We start from the raw sequence: 19,351 nt of genomic DNA on the forward strand, positions 1-19,351 counted from the left end.
ACATTAAGAGGCGCCCATGTGGTGCCCACGGAGACACCACGTGAACGCACGGACCGACTTCCCGCGCGCCGACGCCTTTGCATCGGCCCCGCACAGCGCTGACGCCCCGCCCCTCATCGATGCCGCCATCATCGGGACGGGCTTTGCCGGCCTGGGCATGGCGATTCAGCTCAAGCAGCACGGCATCGACAACTTCCTCGTCTTCGAAAAAGCAGGCTCCGTGGGCGGCACGTGGCGCGACAACCACTACCCCGGCTGCGCGTGCGATGTGCAATCGCACCTGTATTCGTTTTCGTTCGCGCCCAATCCGGACTGGTCGCGCATGTATTCGCCGCAACCGGAAATCCGCGCGTATCTGGAGCGCTGCACCGATGAATTTGGCGTGCGCCCGCATGTGCGCTTCCATCACGAGCTGGCGCGTGCGGCCTTCGACGACGCTGCAGGCGTGTGGAACCTGGAGATGGCCGATGGCCGCCGCTACCGTGCCCGCACGCTGATCTCCGGCATGGGCGGCCTGAGCCGTCCGGCTTGGCCGAACATTCCCGGCATCGAGACCTTCCAGGGCAAGGCCTTCCACTCGCAGCTCTGGGAACACGATTACGACCTGCGCGGCAAGCGCGTCGCCGTGATCGGCACCGGCGCGTCGGCCATCCAATTCGTGCCACAGATTGCGCCGAAGGTCGGCCGCCTCGACCTGTATCAGCGCACGCCGCCGTGGATCCTGCCCAAGCCTGACCGCAAGGTTTCGCGCGCCGAGCATTGGCTGTTCCGCCACCTGCCGTTCACGCAAAAGCTGATGCGTACCGGCATCTACTGGATGCTGGAGTCGCGCGTGCTGGGCTTTGTGATCCACCCGAAGCTGATGAAGGCGGTGGAGCGCATGGCGCGCGGCCACATCAAGCGCCGCATTGCCGACCCCGTGCTGCGCGAGAAGGTCACGCCGAACTACACCATCGGCTGCAAGCGCATCCTGATCTCGAACGACTATTACCCGGCGCTCACGCGCGAGAACGTCGACGTCATCACCTCGGGCATCGCACGCGTCGAGCCCAACGCCATCGTCACCACCGACGGCACGCGGCGCGAAGTCGATTGCCTGATCTTCGGCACGGGCTTTCACGCAACGGACCCGTTCCCGCGTGGCGTGCTGCTCGGCAGCCAGGGCGTCGACATTGTCGACATGTGGGACAAGCACGGCGCCGAGGCCTATCTGGGCACCACGGTGTCGGGCTTCCCGAATTTCTTCATGGTGGTGGGCCCGAACACGGGGCTCGGCCACTCGTCGATGGTGTTCATGATCGAGTCGCAGGTGGCGTACATCGTCGACGCGCTCAAGTCGATGCGTGCGCACAACGTGGCCGCCATCGACGTACGCCCGGACGTGCAGCGCCGCTTCAACGACGGCATCCAGAAGCGGCTGTCGAATGCGATCTGGTCTGCGGGCGGTTGCGTGAGCTGGTACCTCGATCCGAAGACCGGCAAGAACACGACGCTGTGGCCGGGATTCACATGGCAGTTCCGCCGCGCGACCGCGCATTTCCGGCTGGCCGATTACCGCACGCGCCCGATGACCGTACCGAAGGGTGTGCCGCTGCGCGTGCCCGCCCGCACGGTGCCGGCCTCCCAAAACACCCCCAACGAAGAAGCGCTCGACCGCGTCTGACGCGCGTCAGCCCCACGGAGACCACGCCATGAAGTCATTCAACAACCAGGTTGCCGCCATCACCGGTGCTGCGTCGGGCATGGGCCGATCGCTGGCGCTGCAGCTGGCGCGCGAAGGCTGCCACCTCGCCTTGGCAGATCGCAATGAAGCGGCGCTCGCGCAGACGCTGCAACTGGTGCGCGCGCATGAAGGCGACCGCATCCGCGTGACCACGCATGCCGTCGACGTGGCCGACCGTGCCGCAGTCTACCGCTGGGCCGAAGAAGCGGCCGCCGCGCACGGCAAGGTCAACCTGATCTTCAACAACGCGGGTGTGGCGCTGTCCAGCACGATCGAAGGCATGGAAGACGACGAGCTGGCCTGGATCATGAACATCAATTTCTGGGGCGTCGTGCACGGCACCAAGGCGTTCCTGCCGCTGCTCAAGGCGACCGGCAACGGCCACATCATCAACACGTCGAGCATCTTCGGCATCTTCGCGCAGCCCGGCATGGGCGCCTACAACGCCAGCAAGTACGCCGTGCGCGGCTACACCGAGGCGCTGCGCCAGGAACTGGATCTGATGAACTGCGGCGTGTCGGCCACGTGCGTCCATCCGGGCGGCATCAAGACCAACATTGCCAAGTCGAGCCGCGTCTCGCCGAGCATGAACGGCTTCCTGGTGCGCGACGAACAGCAGGGCAAGGCCGAGTTCGAGAAATTCTTCATCACCTCGGCAGACAAGGCCGCGGAGGTGATCCTGGACGGCGTGCGCAAGAACAAGCGCCGCGTGCTGATCGGCCCCGACGCCCACGCAGCCGATGTGATGGCCCGCTTGCTGCCGGCCGCATACCAGGCGCTGGTCGTGCGCGAAGCCCGCCGTACGCGCAAGAAGGCGCTGCGCGACGATACGGCGCCCGCCACCGCCCGCGCAAAGTAGGAGGCCGCCGATGAACACGGCCACCACCGGAGAACTGTTCGCCAGCCCCCCGCGTGCGAACCTGCTCAACGTTGCACGCGCCATGCTGCGCCCCGGCCGCATCGGCCTGCGCAGCATCGGCCGCGATGTGCTGATCGCGCGCTACGCCAAGCCGCAGTCGCGCTACCTGCCCTTGATGGGCACGCGCGTGCATTACACCGATGAAGGCGCCGCCAACTCCGAAGGCACGTTGCTGCTGATCCATGGTTTTGGCGCGTCGCTGCATACGTGGGACGGCGTGCTGCCGCAGCTCACGCGGCGCTACCGCGTGATCCGGCTCGACCTGCCGCCGTTCGGCATCACCGGGCCGCTGCGCGATGCGCAGGGCCGCCCGCGCACGATGGAACTGCCGCTGTATCGCGACTTCATCGACGCGTTTGTCGACACGCTCGGCCTGTCGAAGCTCACGCTGATCGGCAATTCGCTGGGCGGCATGGTGTCGTGGGATTTTGCCGTGCGGCACCCGGGCCGCGTCGAGAAGCTCGTGCTGATCGACTCCGCCGGCTTCCCGATGAAGCTGCCGATCTACATCGATCTGTTCAATCACATTGGCGTGCGGATGACGTCGCCGTGGATGCTTCCCGAGGGGATCATCCGCGCCGCCACGCGTGATGTGTATGGCGACCCGTCGCGCGTGTCCGAACCCACGCTGCGCCGCTACGCCGATTTCTTCTATGCCGACGGCGCACGACAGGCCATCGGCAAGATGGTGCCGAAGTTCCGCTTTGACGATGTCGATACCAGCGGGCTGGCCGCCATCCGCGTGCCCACGCTCATCCTCTGGGGCCAGCGCGACCGGTGGATCCCGCCCGCGCATGCCGGCGAATTCGCCCGCCGTATTCCCGGCGCCACGCTGCGCATGTATCCGGCGCTCGGCCATATCCCGATGGAGGAAGACCCCGTACGCGTGGGGACCGACCTCTGTGCATTCCTCGATCAGGGGCGCGCATCGACGCGCCTTTCAGAAACCACATTCCAGGAGAACCGCCCATGATGCCAGTCCGTCGCGACGTGCATCCTCACCTGCCGGCTGATCGCATCAGCAACTGGCACGAGCGAGGCCCGCACGTGACCCACTTCCTGAACGCGCTGTCGATCTTCTTCCCGACCGGCGAGCGCTTCTTCATGGATAGCGTGCGCAACTACCGCCATCTGGTGACCGATCCCGAGCTCAAGCAGGCCGTGGCCGGCTTCATCGGGCAGGAAGCCATGCACACACGCGAACACGTGCTGTACAACGACCTGCTCGATCGCGCCGGCCTGCCTGCCACGCGCATCGACCGCTTTATTGGCAAGTTCCTGAACGTGCTGCGCAAGTACACGCCCAAGTCGCACCAGTTGGCCGTGACCGTCGCGCTCGAGCACTACACCGCCATGCTGGCCGGCCAGGTGCTTTCGCATGAAGATGGCCTGGGCCGCAATTCGGAACCCGGCTATCGCCAGGTCTGGCTGTGGCACGCCATGGAAGAGACCGAGCACAAGGCCGTCAGCTACGACGTGTGGAATCTGGCCATCAAGCCGGGCGTGGGCCGATACCTCACGCGCACGCTGACGATGTTGGTGACGACCGTTACCTTCTGGGCGATGGTGTTCTACGTGCACTTGCGGCTGATCTTTGCGGATCGCACCGTCAAGCACAAATTCCTCGGCCTCGGCAAGGCGTTCCATTTCCTGTGGATTCACCCGGCGCCGCTGCGCAAGATCATCCCGGAATTCTTCGACTTCTTCCGGCCCTCGTTCCATCCGTGGGATGAAGACAACCGTGACGCGCTTGAACGCCTGCCCAAGCTGATCTCGGAAATCGAAGCGTATGCGGCAGCGAACGGCGAAGCGCCGTCGCCGTCGATCCGCCGCAAGCTGTCGACGGCGGGTGCGGCCGGATCTTGAGCAGGCATTCAAAACGCCTGCAGCACCCGTCGTATCGGGATCAAACTAGAAATAGATAGGGCGCGCCCCACGCATGGGCGCGCCGGAGACGCTAGCCTTTGTCCGGCCCGGGCGCGCTGCCCGGCGGTTCATGCATGTGCTCGATGACCTGCGCCACGCGGTCGCCCAGGTATTTGTTGGCGGCCGTCTCAAGCGCGCGCATCAGCTCGGCTTCGACCGCCACCAGCGCCAGCGGACGGATGCGCCAGATCACATCGACCAGACGCGGCACGTCTTCGACCGGCGGCAGGTCGCTGCCGTACTTGTCGAGTTCGCGCACGACCATGGAGACGAGATCGTCGGCCACCGCCTGCGTATGCGGCCTGGCACGCTCGATGATGTCGAGCACTTCGATGAGCGGGAAACCGGCCTTTGCCATCTGTGCGCCCGCCAGCAGCGCTTTCGGGCTGCGCGCCAGATAGCCGAGGCCATCGGGTTCAAGCAGGCCCAGCGAGATGGCCCGCGCCAGCGCCTGACGCGACATGGCGCGGCCAAACAGCTTGGCAAGCGCGAGCAGCGAGTAATGCTTGGGCGACTCGTCCGACCACGGGCTGGCGATGGCCGATTCGAGCCCGAGGATGGAACGCAGGTCATGGCCTTCGACGATGGCCTTGAGCAGCTCCTGGATGTTGGAGAGCGTGTAGCCGCGCCCGAGCAGGTGGTTGATGAGCTTGAGCCGCCCCAGATGCGCCTGCGTATAGATGCCCACGCGGCCGCGGCGTTCGGGCGGATCGATCAGGCCGCGGTCCTGATACGAGCGGACGTTGCGGACAGTGGTTTCGGCCGCGCGCGCCAGTTCATCGATGGTGAACTCGCGGGCGGGCGGAATGGTGGGCGGACCGGCGTCGCCGGTTGGTTTGCGGGCGGGCATGCAAAAAATTTTACACGAGCGCGGCGACAGACCGCGTCGGTGACCGGAACGTTTCCGGTGCGTTTCTCACGACGAGGAGACCGTCGATGTGGGACTTGATGATGCGTCGGCTGCGCCGCTGGCAGTCTGTGGATGCTGTTGGGGCGTCCCCTGTTTCGTCCCCTGCCGGGGCCGACCTACTTTCTTTGTCTTGCCAAAGAAAGGTAGGCAAAGAAAGGCGCGCCCGAGATGGCGACATCCCCTTGGATTTGTGTCACGGGGAGGGAGGAGAGGCAAACTCGCTGCGCTCAGACAGCCTCCCCTCTTTTTCCTCCCCCCAACAAAAATCCAAGGCGCCATCTGGGGCCGGGTACGGCCAAAACATCGGTGCGCGGGCGCGGGCTCCATGGCTTCGGGCTGTGGGCGCGCTGGCGGCGGCACTGCTGCTGCAGAGTTGCGCCACCGCGGGCGACGGGCACGGCGCCATCGAAGCCGACAAAGCCAAACAGCTTGAAGACGCGCGAGCCCAGGCGCGCGCGCCGTTCCAGTCGGGCAATCTCGCCACGCGCGAGGTGCGGCCCGCCACGCTGCGCGATTCGGGCCAGCCCGATGCGATCTCGTATCTGCGTCATGTCGATTTTCGTTTCGACGGCGGCGTGGGCTTTCTGGTCGATCAGCTGGCGCTGCGCATGGTGCCGCGTGCACAGGGCGACCCCGTGTGGCTCGACGATGTGTCGTCGTACACGCTGCAGCCGGTGAGCGGTTCGGTGCGCGTCACGGCCGAGAGCATGGCCGCGCTGTTCAATACCGTGGTGTTTGCGCGCGGGCCGGGCCAGGATCCGCCGCTGCGCGGCTTCAGCTTCGCGCTCGACGCCGGCACGCTGGACATGCGTGCCGAGATGCGCCGGCGCGGCGCGTGGGTGCCGATCGAGCTGCGCGGCCCGCTGGTGCTGCGCGATCCGCAGACCATCGTGTTTCGCCCCAACGTGGTCAAGGTACGCGGGCAGGACGCCAGCGCGCTGATGGGCGCCGCGCATATCGAACTGGCCGATCTGCTGCCGGTATCGACGCCCGCCGTGCAATTGGGTGGCAGCGAGATCGTCATGCAGGTGCCCAAACTGTTTCCGCCGCCCGCGCTGGATCTGAAGCTCTCGGCCATTCGGGTCACGCGCGACGGGCTGCTCATGCAGATCGGCGATGGTAATCCGCAGATGCCGCCGCTGGCCAACGCCGCCGACGCGCAGCGCCCGTACATCCTCTTTCGCGGTGGCGACATCCGCTTCATGCGCTCGATGCCGATGAACGCGCGCATCGATATCGTCGTCGCCGATCCGGCCAAGCCGTTCGTCTTCAACCTGTACCGCTATCGGGATCAGCTCGTGGCGGGGTCGCTGCGCTTCTCGCCCGATGGCGGCATTCGCGTGCTGATGCCGTCGTTCGACACCCTCGCCGCCGCCAAGGCCGCCAAGGCAACTGCGGTTGCCAAGACGAGCAAGCCTGCCCTGCAACTCGCCAAGAGGACCGCGCCATGATCGCCCCCGCCTTCGCTTTCGCCGCTGTGATGTTGCGCCTGGCGTTGGTCGCGCTCGGCCTGACCGGCCTCCTGGCCAGCGCGCTTGCCCGCGCCGCCGAGCCACCGATGGCCAGCGCGCAACGCAAAGAGCTGATCTCCGTGCGCCAGCAATGGACGCAGCGCTGCGATCCCTCGTCCGGCGCGCCCAATGCCAGCGGCCCGGCTGCGGCGCGCGATTCCGGCACCGCGCCGCCCGTCGTGCAAATGCGCGATGTGGACTTCCGCATCACCGGCGACATCGGCTTCCACGTGCACCAACTGACCGCGCAGCTCGTGGCGCACAAGCCGGGGCAGCCCGTCGACATGGACGATCCGGGCCAGTTCGACATCCGCATCCTGGGCGGCGAAGTGACGGTGCCCAAGGAGTCGCTCGACGCGCTGTTCAACCAGTATCTGCTCGACTATTCGCCGCGCTCGCTCAACGCGCTGTCGCTCACACCCGGCGACGGCGTGCTCGACGTGTCGGGCGGGCTCAAGCTGCGCAATCATTTTCCCGGCGTGTGGCTGCCGTTCGGCATGCGCGGCACGTTGGCGCTCAAGGAATCGCGTTACCTTGTCTACACGCCCACCGAGGCACGCGTGATGGGCATCCAGACGCTGGCGCTGCTCAAGGGGATGGGGCTGGAGCTGTCGCAGCTTGCGCCGCTCAACCGCCCCGGCGCCAAGCTCGACGGCAATGACATGGTGCTGGACCAATACACGGTGTTTCCGCCGCCGCGCCTGATCGGTCAGATGAAGACGGCGCGTGTCACGCCCGACGGGCTGGTGCTCGGCTTCGGCCCCGCGCCCGCCATGTGCGCGCCTGCGCCAACCGACGCCGCCAGCCGCATCTGGATCCAGTCCGGCGACCTGAAGATGTACAACGTGCTGGTGACCAACAGCCGCATTCTCGTGACCGATACATCCACGCGCGGGCCGCTGCGCTTCGATCTGTACCACTACCGGGAGGCCGCTGCGCGCGGCACCACGCGCATGGATGCGGACGGCACGCTGCGCGTCGATCTCGCGCCGGCGGCGGCCGTCCAGTAACACCGGCGTCAGCGCACTACTTTTGGCAGACGGCGTGCAGGATCGCCTCGCCCTCTGAGCGCGGCACGACGGCCTCCCAGCGCGGGCCGTCGATGGTCTTGGTCAGCACCGTGCCGTGCTGGCTATCCTGGATCAGTGCGCTGACCGGCAGGATGCGGCCTTCCTTGCAGTCGTAGACGGATGTGCGGGTGTCGTATTGATACGCCCTGCCGTCTGAAAGCTTGCGCGGCGCGTCATAGGCGTCGCGCGTCGTGGCGCGCACGGTGCCGTCCTTGTTGCGCTCGATGGAGTCCTTGTCCAGATAGAGCGAGCCCGCGTTGTCGGCCAGCGGGGCGAGCTTGACCCAGTTGTCGGCCGCCATGGCCGCCGAGCCACCCATTGCCAGCGCCGCAGCCACCCAGTAGATCAGCGTCGTTCGTTCCATTCGCATCGCAACCTCCGTTTGCCTCATTGCACAGACGTATGCGGGGCGACGCGGTATCGCTGCATCGTTCTCCGCACATTCGAACTAGGCGTAGCAAACCGCATGCCCCACGCGTGACGCTGCTGCGGCAGGCAACAAAAAAGCCCGCACGGGGCGGGCTTCTTCGGCGGATACGGGCGGCTCACTTGGCGGCGGCTGCCATGTAATCCACGGCGGCCTTCACGTCGTCGTCGGAGCCGGCGTACGTGCCCTTGGGCGGCATCGCACCCTTGCCGTGCAGCGCGATGTCATACATCTTGGCCTTGCCTTCGGCAATGCGCGGCGCCCAGGCGGCCTTGTCGCCGAACTTCGGCGCGCCGGCCACACCAGCGGCGTGGCACATCTGGCAGGTCGAATCGTAGACCTTCTTGCCGACCTCGCCTGCGGCGGCTTGCGGTGCGGCAGCAGCAGCCGGTGCGGCGGGTGCCGCGGCAGCAGGTGCCGGTGCAGCAGCGGCCGGAGCCGATGCAGCCGCAGGCGCCGATGCTTCCGGTGCCGATGCGGCAGCAGCCGGTGCAGCGCCCGCCGGTGCGGCCGGCTCCTGCAGCTTGCCGCCAGCGGAGTTGGCCATGTAGACGATGGCACGCTGGATTTCGTAGTCGCTCACGTCATCCGGCGACGTGCCGCCGCGTGCAGGCATGCCGCCCTTGCCGGCCAGCGCCACCTTCGTCAGGCCATCGAGGCCCTGCGACAGGCGCGGACCCCAGCTTGCCGCATCGCCAAACTTGGGCGCACCAGCAACGCCTGCTGCATGGCAGGTCGCGCAGACTTCCTTGTAGAGCTGCTCGCCCGTCTTGAAAACGCGCGGGGCGTTCGGGTCTTTCAGTTCGAGCTGCGCAACGGGCTTGATGCGATCGTTGACCGCCTCTTCCGACATGCCGGAGCCGCCCGCGCCTTCCTTGGCGCCCAGGCCAACGTAATTGGCCAGCAGGATGATGATGAGGATGGGAACGGCAAAGGCGGCGATCACCGCGATGATCAGCTGCTTGGGGGTCTTGATCAGAGGCTCGTGTTCGTCGTGTTGCGCGTCGCTCATGCTCAACTCTCAGGATGGTGGAACCGCTCTTGGAGCCCTCGAAGCGCCACCGGCAAGGTCACGAGCATCGCCGGGAGTGCATGGGGGCCGCATTGGATCGCGATGAGGGCAGGAAGACCATGACGATTGAATCGCCGTGTCGGCCCAGACAGACCTGTCCCCGTCTTTCTTCTGGCAAATAACGCGCGATTATATCCGCAATGCCTAGGCCTTTGACACGCGGGACAGCCCTAGGCGCCGCTTTTCGACCTGCGTCAAAAACCCAACGAAACGTTGCTGCAGCACGCCCCGTACCGGGCCCTTCATGGGCCTGCGATGGACGCTTGCGCCCAAATGCGCTATCCTGCGGGGCTTCTCTTTCGGTGCGTTCTGTGCCGATATGCGCCCGTAGCTCAATGGATAGAGTACTGCCCTCCGAAGGCAGGGGTTGCTGGTTCGATCCCAGCCGGGCGCGCCAACAAAATCAAGGACTTACCTCAAGCTCAAGCCTCGCTTTGCGATGCTTACAGATTTGTTGCTGCATTTTTGCTGCACTCCTGCTGCAAACATCAACGGTCTGACGAGCTATACCCTGTTCCCTATCATCAACAGGAACAGGAATTGGCTACCATCCTCAATCGCGGCCCCCATCAGTACCAAGCCCAAGTTCGCCGCAAGGGCTACCCCACCCAAACCAAGACCTTCGAGACAAAAAAGGCCGCCGAGAAATGGGCGACCTCTGTCGAAAACGAGATGAACCGCGGCTCGTTCGTCGACCGGTCGGAACTTGAGACCACAACATTTGGCGAGTTGCTCGACCGCTACGCGGTGGAAGTCACGTCCGCCAAGCGGGGCCGAGAAACGGAGATGGTTCGCATCCGGGCCCTGAAAAAGCATCCGCTCGCGGCTCGAACTCTGGCCAGTTTGCGCAGCATGGATTTCGCAAGCTACCGAAATGAGCGCCTGAAGACTTGTAGCCCGGCCACTGTCAAAAGGGAGATGGTCATCATCTCACACGTGTTCACCCACGCGAACAACGAGTGGTCGCTGCCGGTCGGGAACCCGCTTGCTGGCATTGCCAAACCACGAGAAAAGGACCACCGGGAGCGCCGCCTACGCGACGATGAAGAATCGCGATTGGTAGAGGCGGCTCATAACAGCCGGGCTGCGACACTGTCTTTCTGTATCGTCCTTGCCATCGAGACGGGGATGCGTGCAGGTGAAATCGTGAAGCTTCGCTGGGAACAAATCGACCTCGCGAATCACACCATCCGCCTGAACCTCACAAAGAACGGGCATGCGCGGTCGGTGCCGCTGTCCGAGCGGGCAGAAGCAGCGATTCTGGCGCTTCCCCGGTCAATTCATGGCGGGCGGTTGACGTCGTTCTACGATTCGAGGGGACTCAGCGCAGCATTTCGTCGGGCCTGTGAACGGGCGGGCGTTGTCGGGCTGCGTTTTCATGACTTGCGGCACGAAGCTGCATCTCGGCTCGCGCCGCACATGCCTGCGTCCACCCTGGCCAAGGTCATGGGTTGGAAGACACTGCAGATGGCAATGCGGTATTACAACCCGACGGACCAGGAACTGGTAACTGCCGTCCGGAAAGTGAGCGCCCCATCCGGCCCCGACCTGCGCGCTTCGGTGAATTGACGGCCCCCTCTACCGCAGTCAAGGTCGCGGCCGGGCGCAGGCCTCAGAGAGAAGACCGGGCATCGAGCATGACGCCCGGTCTTGAGTAAAAAAGTACCTACGAGATACTGCCTCTTCTCGCTGTCCGACCTACCAAGGTCAGAGGTCGTCCCTCCCGCCGCCAAGCGGAAAGGACGGCACTTCACTGCAACAGGCCGCCAAGCCTGGCCACACACTTTCGCAAACGCTCCAACCTTTCGGAACACGGTGCCAGCCGTGCCGCCACTGTTGTGGCTCCCCATGGGCTTCGGTCGTATCGCCCAACGAGTCAATCCCTACTCAGTCAGTCTCCCCCTCTCTGCCATCAGCCCGCGCGGTGCCACCCGACACGGTACGGAGAGAGGTTCCCACGTTAGTTACCAGCTACTGCGCAACGTGACGCCACTGTCTCCACAATCCCCTAGCCTTCCGGCTCCCCGCAGGTTTCCCCAGCCCGATGTTCCATAGCGGCTCAGGTACTCAGTTCATGTTTCATCGACTACGAACCACGGCTTCATGCCTATGGCTTCACGTTGCTCCGCACAGCGCCCTTCGAGGGGCGCCGTTACACGCTTGAGCTATCCAGAGGCCCACGGTTTCCCGAGGTGCCGACTGCGCCAGGTTTCCCCTTGCAGCCCTCGTGCATCGCTGCACGCTCATCAGCCTACGTGTGCGGTACGGGTTACGCCCTTGCGGTACGTCCCCCGAGCCGGTCTTGCACCGGCTTTCACCAGGTAACAGGTCATCAGGCCATTGCCTGCCTGACGCCGTTTCCGTGTCGCCCAACCTCTTGTCGGCAGGAAAGCCGACCGGATTGGGTCGAAGGAGGGAATTGCACCCTCCAGCGCCCTTCGCAGCCGCACCAGCCCTATTAGAGGCATGCAGCTACAGCGTTTGCTCGGTTCCAGGTTGGCGACCAGAAACCTGCCGGGATGGCGTCCCGGCGTGCCCTTTCGGGCGTGTGTGTTTACAGTTTGGCGGCCTGCTCGCTGAACCCTCCGCATTGCATTGGAAGGCTCACTGAGCAGGCTGCCGCGCGTGCGAGCCATCTCGGTCTTCACCGAGGTGCCTGCCCTTACGAACTGCATGACCTACTGCGGTATAGCGCGAGCCATTGCCCACATTTGCGCGCACGCAACGCCGTCGTATAACGGGGAATTTTCAAGTTGCCAACTGAGCTCGCGTCAGCGTTGACGTGGCCTCACGGTGGTTGGTAGCGTGGGTGCCGACCGGGTCCTCACGGCCCATCGGATGAGCCTTCAGGTTAGCTCGAAACACGAGCTCCCTCGATGGCCGAGTCGTGCGCAATCTATCCGTTGAGCGCACTGCGTCTTTACCCAGGAGAGCGCCGCAGATGGCTTCTGAAACCTCGATTGAACTGGATGTCGCCTTGCGGAAAATCCACGAACTGGCGCTAGATGAGGGAGATTTGGGACGTGCCTATTGGCATGAGGTTGCACGCTTGCTGCGTCGAGCCGCAACTATGCAACGTGACATCGATGAGTTGAGCAAGGAGCTCGAACTGTGTCGGGCGAAGCTTGCCAAGAACAGACGAACATAGCGTTGGCACCCGCAATATACGTAGCCCGTTACACAAACTTCATTGTGCGCCCCTTCTCTGACAGATGAAATGCCTCAGCGATTGACTGATATTGTTGGAAAGCTGTACCGGCCGCCTGCGGACGGCTCGCGGCAAGTCTTCGCACTGTCGCGAGCAGATGCGGAAAAGCTGCCGCAACTACCGTCGATTGCTGTTATCTCCATCACTGCACCAGAGCGCCCGCCAGCCGATATCAGGGGCTTTGCCCACCTGCTACGACTGAGCTTTGCTGATGTCGATTTCCTTAACCCAGATTTGTCCGAGCGAGCACGAGGAAAGCTCCGCCATGCTTTCACACCGGAGCATAGTCATGCCATTCGGTCTTTCGTGGATGCACTGCCTGGTGAAATTGCGTCCGTGGTTATCCATTGCGAGGGGGGATACTCGCGGTCGTGCGCAGTCGCCGTCGCACTGCATCGACTCTACGGCTTTCACGCCGAATACCGACAACTCGCACAAGCTAACCCGTCAATCGTTCGCGTGATGATGGAAGACGTCCGGGCGCGCCGCAATTCAAAGAAAACCTCCGGTGATGGCGCGCAAGATAGCTCCAGGCGGCAGCCTGCTATGCAGAAATCTCGGACACCATAGGGCCTTCGGCGCCGATAGCTTGGAAGCGGTAGAACTTCGCGGCCGCCCCCATGTGACGGAACTTGTGCCGAGCAAGCTGCAGCAGTTTCTCATCACAAGTAGAGATGACAAACTGCCGCTCGCCTTCAGGCGAACTCTGCAACCCAAGAATCAGGTCGAGTAGGGCATACGTGTTCAGGTCATCGAAGTGAGTGACCGGGTCGTCCATCATGATGGACGAGAAGCCCGACCAGGTCTGCGAACTACAGGCGGTCAGAAAAAGCCCCAGGACGAGAGTCTGCACCTGCGACTGACTGAAGAAGTCTGTCGGCCGCAGCGTCTCTCCGTTGCGACGCACACGGATGCCGATGGCCGACTCCTTACTGGACACTTCAATTTCACCGAAGCCATAGACGGGACGAAGCCGCTGTTGAATGACGGCGGTTCGCGGCCCGTACTCGGCGATGAAGTGGTCCGTTGCGAAGGCTTGCTGCGCGCTGAGAAGCTTTTTGACCTCAGCAAAATACTCCACCCACGGGCGAACCTTCTGCGCTTGAGCAGTTGCTTCCTGCACCACGGCCTCGTTGGCAAGAATGCGCTGGCGGATGTTCGCGAACGCAGCGGACGTGGCTGCGGTGTCAACCGCCACCTCCAATTCCGCAACGCGGTCGCGCAACGCTAGTGCTGACACCTCGCGTGCCGTGGCGACTTCCACTTGCTGACCGAGCATTTCTGGCGACACGGCACTGTCGAACTTTGCAGCTGCCAGCTCCGACAGTACCGACTGAATGCTGGATTGATACTCGGTCCAAGCTTGATTCGCCTGCCGATGGCTGGTTCGAGCGGCCGCAACGGCCGCCTTTGCTGCCGCCTGGACTGCCTTCTGACGGTCGACCTGTTCGTTTGCCGATTGAGCTGCGGCGCTCGTCGAGACCCTTTGTTCTTCCGTGGCGCGCGCCGCATCTGCCAGTGCCTGTAGACCGCTCGCCAGGTTGACGGAGCCCCGATTGGCGTCATGGAGCAACTGGGCCATACGCTTCCGCGTATCGTTCAGCGTTGATTCGGTTGCTTGCCTCTGGTCGTCGAGCGCTTGATAACCCGCCTGAACTGATGTGAGCGCGGTTTCAGCCGTTTCGAGCAACTGCCTCGCTGAGCCCGCCGCCACCGCAGCGTTCAACTCGTCCTCATGGACTTGGATATTGAGGCCCTGTATCTGCTGCGACGTTTCGCTGGTTAGCGAAAGCCCAACTGAACTCAGCGATGCCTCATAGTTCGCACGTTGTTTTTCCAATTGCGACCGCTGTACCTGGGCATCAGTAAGCTGTTGCTCCTTCTGCTTCAACTGCTCGGCAAGCGCTTGCCGCTGGCCTATGAGGGTCTGGAGTTCTGCCCGCTGCGTCGTCGCAGTCTCGCTCAGCTGGACGACGCGGTCGCCGTGCTGCATCCGCCGGTCGATAGCTGCCAATAGGCCTTCCGTGCTTCCATGGTCATGTCCGCACAATTGGCAAATTGGCCCATCCACATGGCCGCGAAGCTCAGAAATGAGCTCCTTGAGCCTGGAGTCACTACTTCTGGCCTCGGCGAGCTCCTGCTCGACTCGAGCGACTACGATTTCCTGCGAATGCGCGGCCTGCTGGGCCGCTCCGAATTGCCTCCGCAGCTCCTCGATTGAGGCCTGCAATTGAGTACCGGCGTTCAGCAACTCGTCTAGGGTAGGCGCAGACCGTTCCCACGCTGTGGCGACATCCTTGACGGATTGGAGGCGTGCTCGCCTCTCCGATGCGGCCTTGAGGGCAGTCTCGGCTCGTTGAACCGAAGCTGCAGCTTCGCGTTGAGCGGCTTGCGCTTGTTCGAGGGTCGCCCGTTGTTGACTCAACCCCAAAGATATTGTGGCCAGCCCCGCAGAAAGGCTCGAAGCCTGCTTGGTTAGTTGTTCATACTCGGGCTGGACCGATACGGCCCAGGCGAGCCAGTCCCGACGAAGTTGAAGGCCCTGCTCCTGAGTCTTCAGCTGGGCCAACTGGCTGGACAAGGTGCCGAGAAGTTCCGACGCAGCCTTTTCGTACGTTTCGGCTTGCTGTAGTTGGGCCTGCCGCTCGGTCAACAGAGCTTGCACCGGCTCAAGTTGCCCACGAAGTGTGCTCAGTTTCCCGACCTGTTCAATGGCGCGCGACAGCGCCGCCCGCCAAGCGACTGCCTCGGCAGCCGCTGCGTTCAGCATCGCCCGAAGCCCTCGAGTGTCGCGCGAGGCAATCCCAGACATGTCGAAACCAGCGGTCGAGATTGCTTCTTGCAGACCAGCGAAGCGGGCGTCCAGCGCTTCTGACGAGGTATCCGAGGCGGCAAGTCCCTCCAGGCGTGCCAGTTCCGCGCGTTCATGCGCGATGGCCTGCTGGGCACTGAGGATGTCAGCGGACGCTTTGCTGTGTACTTGCCCTGCGAGCTTGAGCACTTCCTCGACCTTCTTGAGGCCGCTCGCGTAGTCCTCGAAGGCGAGCATCCGTGAGACCAGCTCTGAGGATAGCTCGCACTTCGACGCCACGTCTTGTGTGAGCTCTTGGTTCTCCTGGCTGAACAAGTGCGTTGCTCGGAAAAGGTCCACCAGGCTGTCAACTCTGTCGGCACCCGGTGCTGTACCGCCAGTCAGCAGACTGAGAACCTCTTTGCGTGGTGTAACCTTGCCGTTAACCAAGGCATTGTTGTGGTCAGCAAGATTGCGCGTGATGACATGCGTTTCGCCTTCCCGCACGAGCGTCAGTGAGACCTCGGTGGACTCGCCCTGGCTGTCGAGGTGCTTTGCGACACGGCCTAACCCGCCCGGCGCGTCGGCGAGGCGGCCAATGCCACCGGTGACTGCGAAGTCGAGGGCGTCGAAGAACGATGTCTTTCCGAAACCATTGGGACCGTACAGTATGGTTACCGCCGAGCCAAGTTCGAAAACCTTCTTCGTTCGGTAGGCCCGGAAGTTCTGGATGGAAATGGACTTCAGGGTGGCTTGAGCCCGGTCCTCGCCGACAGCGGTGGTCGCGCTGGGGCTTGTTGCCGATTGCAGAGCTTCTGGAGGGCCATAGGTGCCAGCAAGGCATCCACTCAGAATTCTCGATGCACTGGTCGTCGACGGCACCACGAGCGCCTTTGCAAGGTCCGCTCTGAGATTGTGTTGGCGAAGCAGCGTCTGGGCCGATGGCGGTCTCGTCTGTACGCCTGGGGCTATTGGCGAAAGCGGAAGGAAGGGCAGCCTGGCCAAACTATTAGCGAGGTCACCGTCGAGACGAACAACGTACTTCCTGCAGAAGTACACGTCGACCTCCACGCGAGAGCAGAAGTCAGCATCAATCTCGGCGTCCGCGGGGAGGCAGTACACGAATGCCAGGTCCTTCGTCGACCACTCTGCGCTGTTCTTCAAGTAGTGTTTTTTGAAGGCTTCATACAGCGGCTGATAGTCGGCTTGCTCACCGACCGCGAAGGCGGTCAAGGCATGCTGGCGCAACATCATCAGCACGGGCAGGCAATCGCCCCGCAGGACCTCTTCGGAGAATGTCGCCCCTTGCATGAGGCCCGTCAAAGTGGACCGCAGTTCTGCCGGCAGGCCCAAAATCTCAGGAGAGCTTTGCATCGAGTGCCTCTTTCAATTCGGCTTCGTTCGCCGCGTTCCGATACGCGTCGAGCACGTCGTGGTACCCAATGCGAATGATGGCGCTAGTTGGCTGGGTGAAATTTGCCTCAGTGGATGGCTCGTCGGGGACTTGGTCATAGATGGACTTGAAGCGCGGGTCCCATGGGGTATTGTCCTCGTCTCGGCTGACAACTACGAGTTGCCCCTTGTGCGCCGGCAAGCAGTTGAGAACATGTTTGTCGCAGTCCTCATGGCTATCCCCCATTACGGCGATTACCTCCAGGCTCGTTTCGCCTTTCACGATGGTCGCCTGAGCACCGTTTCCATGAAATTTCGTCGGATATTGAGCCACATCGAGAATCGAGAAGGTGTGTAGCAGATGCTTCACGGCATGGCCTTCACCGACCTTCCATTCGTCCGGCGTTCCTTTGCAAGCTGTGAGACTGGCAAAGTTCACGGTGTTGCCAAGAGCGTCCGCCTTCAACGTTCGGAGCTCACCGACCATCCGCTGGTGTGCCGCGCCTGCCGCGGCAGTCAAAGGCAGATGGATGTACCTTGTAGCCAACGACTTTGAAGGTTCGTCCAACTGGTCGTTCATCCACTTGACGACAGCAGGCACGGGGCCGTTGGGTGCCCTGGGGTCATTTACGCCATTAAATGGGTGCACGGACGGTTCGCGCACGGCAAATCGCCGGCCTGCGGACCCCGGAGGCAGCATGGACGGATGGGCGACCAAGAACGAGTGGATGCATGCTCCGCGCTCGCGGAAAACAGCGTCCCGAAAGTTCTCCAAAACGTCTGCTCCTCGCTGCGACACACCTCCGTTGCCGTACGTTGGCATGCACTCTGGGCGCACGAATCGGCTAGGAGTCACGATGATAGAGGACTGACCGAACTGTTCAGCCGCGCCAGGTGTCGCCTTGCCAGCTACGTTAGCCATAATCAAGCAGGTTTCGTCCCGCGCGACTCTCGGATACTGGGTGGGGTCAAAGAAGGGCCCCACTTGGCCCATGAACGAGGGATGGGACGGCGCTGGGTTGCATTGCGCGACGAACAACCACGTCAAAGGAAGGGTGGCGCCCAACTGCCCAGCCCGTGCAGCAATTCCGTCGAGCAGCCACTCCCACATCCGCTTGGGACCCGCTGACCCAATCCAGTCGAAGCAAAGCAGGGTGGCGAACTGGTACGGCGCATCGACGTTCGAGTGAATACCCTTGAATACGTAGATTGAACGTCCCTGGTACATCGACATGTGGTTGACGTCCAGTTCAACCCAAGCAGGAGAAAGCTTCGGCTGCACCCAACTGCGTACTTCACCGGTCGGTAGCTTCGCCCAAGTGACGACACAGTTTACCCAGTGATGCGCCTGTATGCGGTCAAGGCGGTTTTCGACAGAGTCGTAAGTGGTGTTCGGCCTTTGAACCAGTTCAGCGAACTGGTCTTTGGTCAGGCCCTCTACCCCTCCGATGACAACCGTTTCGGTCGGCCAGTCTCCTGCCTGCATGGCCGCCGTAATGCGGTCCACACCCTCCAGTCCTGGAATCGTGCACTCTGGGAAGACGGTGAAGTGCGTTTTGTCCGCGCCGTGCGGGCAGCCTCGTGAGACTGCCAGAGTCTCATCGATACACGTAAGGGCCCTTTGCTTTTCGGCAGGAGCCCACGTGAAAGGCTCCTGCGGTACGAAAACAACGTGAGGCTGGGCGACAACCATCGCAACCTCTCCGCGCGGGAGACCTACACCCAAGTCAACATCGAGAACTGCGACCATTCAATCCCCCACCACTTTTTTTTGGCGATTCTGACACACCGAGTAAAAGTCCTACCAGTATCACGGTCGCTTTTGCCATTGAGCTGGGAGGGGGTGAGTGCATTTGCATGCAGTTTGATTGAGGTTTTTGTGCTCATGGCCCTTCCCAGTTTTAGACGTTGATTACGAAGTCGACGAAAAATGGCCGATTGACAAAATTGTTGTTTTGTGACAACTTTATAAATGTAGATATTCGCCCCACCCAAGCGTGGAGCGCTGTGAATGATTTTTGTGCCAGTTGGCACTGGTCCGCTGCTCTCGTAGCGGCATTCACGCTTTGGCACGCCTCCGCTGCGTGCGAAGAACTAGGAGTATCTACATTGCTATCAGACAGTCTCGACGACTTTGTTGTCTTCTCCGGTGAGCCCAATGCGGACCTTCCCGCGTTGCTGGATGAGTTCGAAGCGCAAATAAATCACTACGCGGATAAGGAATGGGGTTACAACCCAAAGGTCTTCCCTTTGCTCAGGAAGGCTGCGCGAGGATATGTCGCTGGCAAATTGAGTAGACGTGCCTTGGAGGCGGTCTCCAAACGCACACTGCTTTGGTACCTCTGTGAGGAGGGCTCGGAGGAGGAGCTTATTGAGGATTTGCGTAGTTATATCCGAGCCAA

General features: G+C 62.7%; 13 protein-coding genes and 1 tRNA gene. 9 read left to right on the forward strand and 5 right to left on the reverse strand.

Annotated features, from left to right (window positions below; genetic code table 11):
- Window positions 1-40: 40 nt before the first annotated feature.
- From R2669_RS21510 to R2669_RS21525, 4 genes are read left to right on the forward strand one after another with little or no spacing between them, the layout of a single operon-like run.
- Window positions 41-1,663, forward strand: coding sequence for a flavin-containing monooxygenase (locus R2669_RS21510; RefSeq protein ID WP_316901974.1), 1,623 nt, complete (start codon window positions 41-43; stop codon window positions 1,661-1,663).
- Window positions 1,664-1,691: 28 nt separating this feature from the next.
- Window positions 1,692-2,582: an SDR family NAD(P)-dependent oxidoreductase gene (locus R2669_RS21515; RefSeq protein ID WP_147218435.1), complete on the forward strand. Its 891-nt coding sequence runs from the start codon at window positions 1,692-1,694 to the stop codon at window positions 2,580-2,582.
- Between the two features lie 10 nt (window positions 2,583-2,592).
- On the forward strand, window positions 2,593-3,615 hold the full coding sequence (locus tag R2669_RS21520; protein WP_316901975.1) for an alpha/beta fold hydrolase: 1,023 nt from the start codon (window positions 2,593-2,595) through the stop codon (window positions 3,613-3,615).
- Window positions 3,612-4,508 (forward strand): metal-dependent hydrolase, encoded by an 897-nt coding sequence (locus R2669_RS21525; RefSeq protein WP_009239703.1) that lies wholly within the window; start codon window positions 3,612-3,614, stop codon window positions 4,506-4,508. Before R2669_RS21520 ends, R2669_RS21525 begins: the two co-directional genes overlap by 4 nt.
- 91 nt (window positions 4,509-4,599) lie before the next feature.
- Here R2669_RS21525 and R2669_RS21530 read toward each other — a convergent pair whose 3' ends face one another.
- Window positions 4,600-5,418 carry a MerR family transcriptional regulator gene (locus R2669_RS21530; RefSeq protein WP_316877017.1) on the reverse strand — a complete coding sequence of 273 codons (819 nt, stop codon included), beginning with the start codon at window positions 5,416-5,418 and terminating at the stop codon, window positions 4,600-4,602.
- A 398-nt stretch (window positions 5,419-5,816) separates the two neighbouring features.
- Here R2669_RS21530 and R2669_RS21535 point away from each other — a divergent pair, with 398 nt between their 5' ends.
- Window positions 5,817-6,929, forward strand: a complete 1,113-nt coding sequence (locus tag R2669_RS21535; RefSeq protein WP_316901976.1) for a hypothetical protein — start codon at window positions 5,817-5,819, stop codon at window positions 6,927-6,929.
- On the forward strand, window positions 6,926-7,999 hold the full coding sequence (locus R2669_RS21540) for a DUF2993 domain-containing protein (protein ID WP_316901977.1): 1,074 nt from the start codon (window positions 6,926-6,928) through the stop codon (window positions 7,997-7,999). Before R2669_RS21535 ends, R2669_RS21540 begins: the two co-directional genes overlap by 4 nt.
- 16 nt (window positions 8,000-8,015) lie before the next feature.
- Here R2669_RS21540 and R2669_RS21545 read toward each other — a convergent pair whose 3' ends face one another.
- Both R2669_RS21545 and R2669_RS21550 read right to left on the reverse strand, forming a co-directional pair.
- On the reverse strand, window positions 8,016-8,429 hold the full coding sequence (locus tag R2669_RS21545; protein ID WP_147218727.1) for a surface-adhesin E family protein: 414 nt from the start codon (window positions 8,427-8,429) through the stop codon (window positions 8,016-8,018).
- A gap of 175 nt (window positions 8,430-8,604) precedes the next feature.
- Window positions 8,605-9,498, reverse strand: a complete 894-nt coding sequence (locus R2669_RS21550; protein WP_316891841.1) for a c-type cytochrome — start codon at window positions 9,496-9,498, stop codon at window positions 8,605-8,607.
- A 381-nt stretch (window positions 9,499-9,879) separates the two neighbouring features.
- On the opposite strand from R2669_RS21550, the gene R2669_RS21555 reads away from it, so the two are divergent.
- The 3 genes from R2669_RS21555 (at window position 9,880) to R2669_RS21565 (ending at window position 12,706) form a co-directional block, all read left to right on the forward strand.
- Window positions 9,880-9,955 (forward strand) — tRNA-Arg (locus R2669_RS21555).
- Window positions 9,956-10,098: 143 nt separating this feature from the next.
- Window positions 10,099-11,127 (forward strand): site-specific integrase, encoded by a 1,029-nt coding sequence (locus tag R2669_RS21560; RefSeq protein ID WP_316901978.1) that lies wholly within the window; start codon window positions 10,099-10,101, stop codon window positions 11,125-11,127.
- Between the two features lie 1,372 nt (window positions 11,128-12,499).
- Window positions 12,500-12,706 (forward strand): hypothetical protein, encoded by a 207-nt coding sequence (locus R2669_RS21565; protein WP_316901979.1) that lies wholly within the window; start codon window positions 12,500-12,502, stop codon window positions 12,704-12,706.
- Between the two features lie 604 nt (window positions 12,707-13,310).
- Here R2669_RS21565 and R2669_RS21570 read toward each other — a convergent pair.
- Entirely contained in the window at window positions 13,311-16,931 is a 3,621-nt protein-coding gene (locus R2669_RS21570) for an ABC-three component system middle component 1 (protein WP_316901980.1), read from the reverse strand.
- Window positions 16,915-18,456: a hypothetical protein gene (locus R2669_RS21575; RefSeq protein ID WP_316901981.1), complete on the reverse strand. Its 1,542-nt coding sequence runs from the start codon at window positions 18,454-18,456 to the stop codon at window positions 16,915-16,917. Before R2669_RS21575 ends, R2669_RS21570 begins: the two co-directional genes overlap by 17 nt.
- Window positions 18,457-19,351 lie beyond the last annotated feature (895 nt).

It is taken from the genome of Ralstonia edaphi, assembly GCF_958350185.1.
GTDB lineage: Bacteria > Pseudomonadota > Gammaproteobacteria > Burkholderiales > Burkholderiaceae > Ralstonia > Ralstonia edaphi.

What these genes read in the sequence shown, in the direction of transcription:
- R2669_RS21525 (WP_009239703.1), top strand. Translation starts at nt 3,612, where the DNA reads ATGATGCCAGTCCGTCGCGACGTGCATCCTCACCTGCCGGCTGATCGC.
- R2669_RS21565 (WP_316901979.1), top strand. Translation starts at nt 12,500, where the DNA reads ATGGCTTCTGAAACCTCGATTGAACTGGATGTCGCCTTGCGGAAAATC.
- R2669_RS21520 (WP_316901975.1), top strand. Translation starts at nt 2,593, where the DNA reads ATGAACACGGCCACCACCGGAGAACTGTTCGCCAGCCCCCCGCGTGCG.
- R2669_RS21550 (WP_316891841.1), bottom strand. Translation starts at nt 9,498, where the DNA reads ATGAGCGACGCGCAACACGACGAACACGAGCCTCTGATCAAGACCCCC.
- R2669_RS21570 (WP_316901980.1), bottom strand. Translation starts at nt 16,931, where the DNA reads ATGCAAAGCTCTCCTGAGATTTTGGGCCTGCCGGCAGAACTGCGGTCC.
- R2669_RS21540 (WP_316901977.1), top strand. Translation starts at nt 6,926, where the DNA reads ATGATCGCCCCCGCCTTCGCTTTCGCCGCTGTGATGTTGCGCCTGGCG.
- R2669_RS21515 (WP_147218435.1), top strand. Translation starts at nt 1,692, where the DNA reads ATGAAGTCATTCAACAACCAGGTTGCCGCCATCACCGGTGCTGCGTCG.
- R2669_RS21545 (WP_147218727.1), bottom strand. Translation starts at nt 8,429, where the DNA reads ATGCGAATGGAACGAACGACGCTGATCTACTGGGTGGCTGCGGCGCTG.
- R2669_RS21530 (WP_316877017.1), bottom strand. Translation starts at nt 5,418, where the DNA reads ATGCCCGCCCGCAAACCAACCGGCGACGCCGGTCCGCCCACCATTCCG.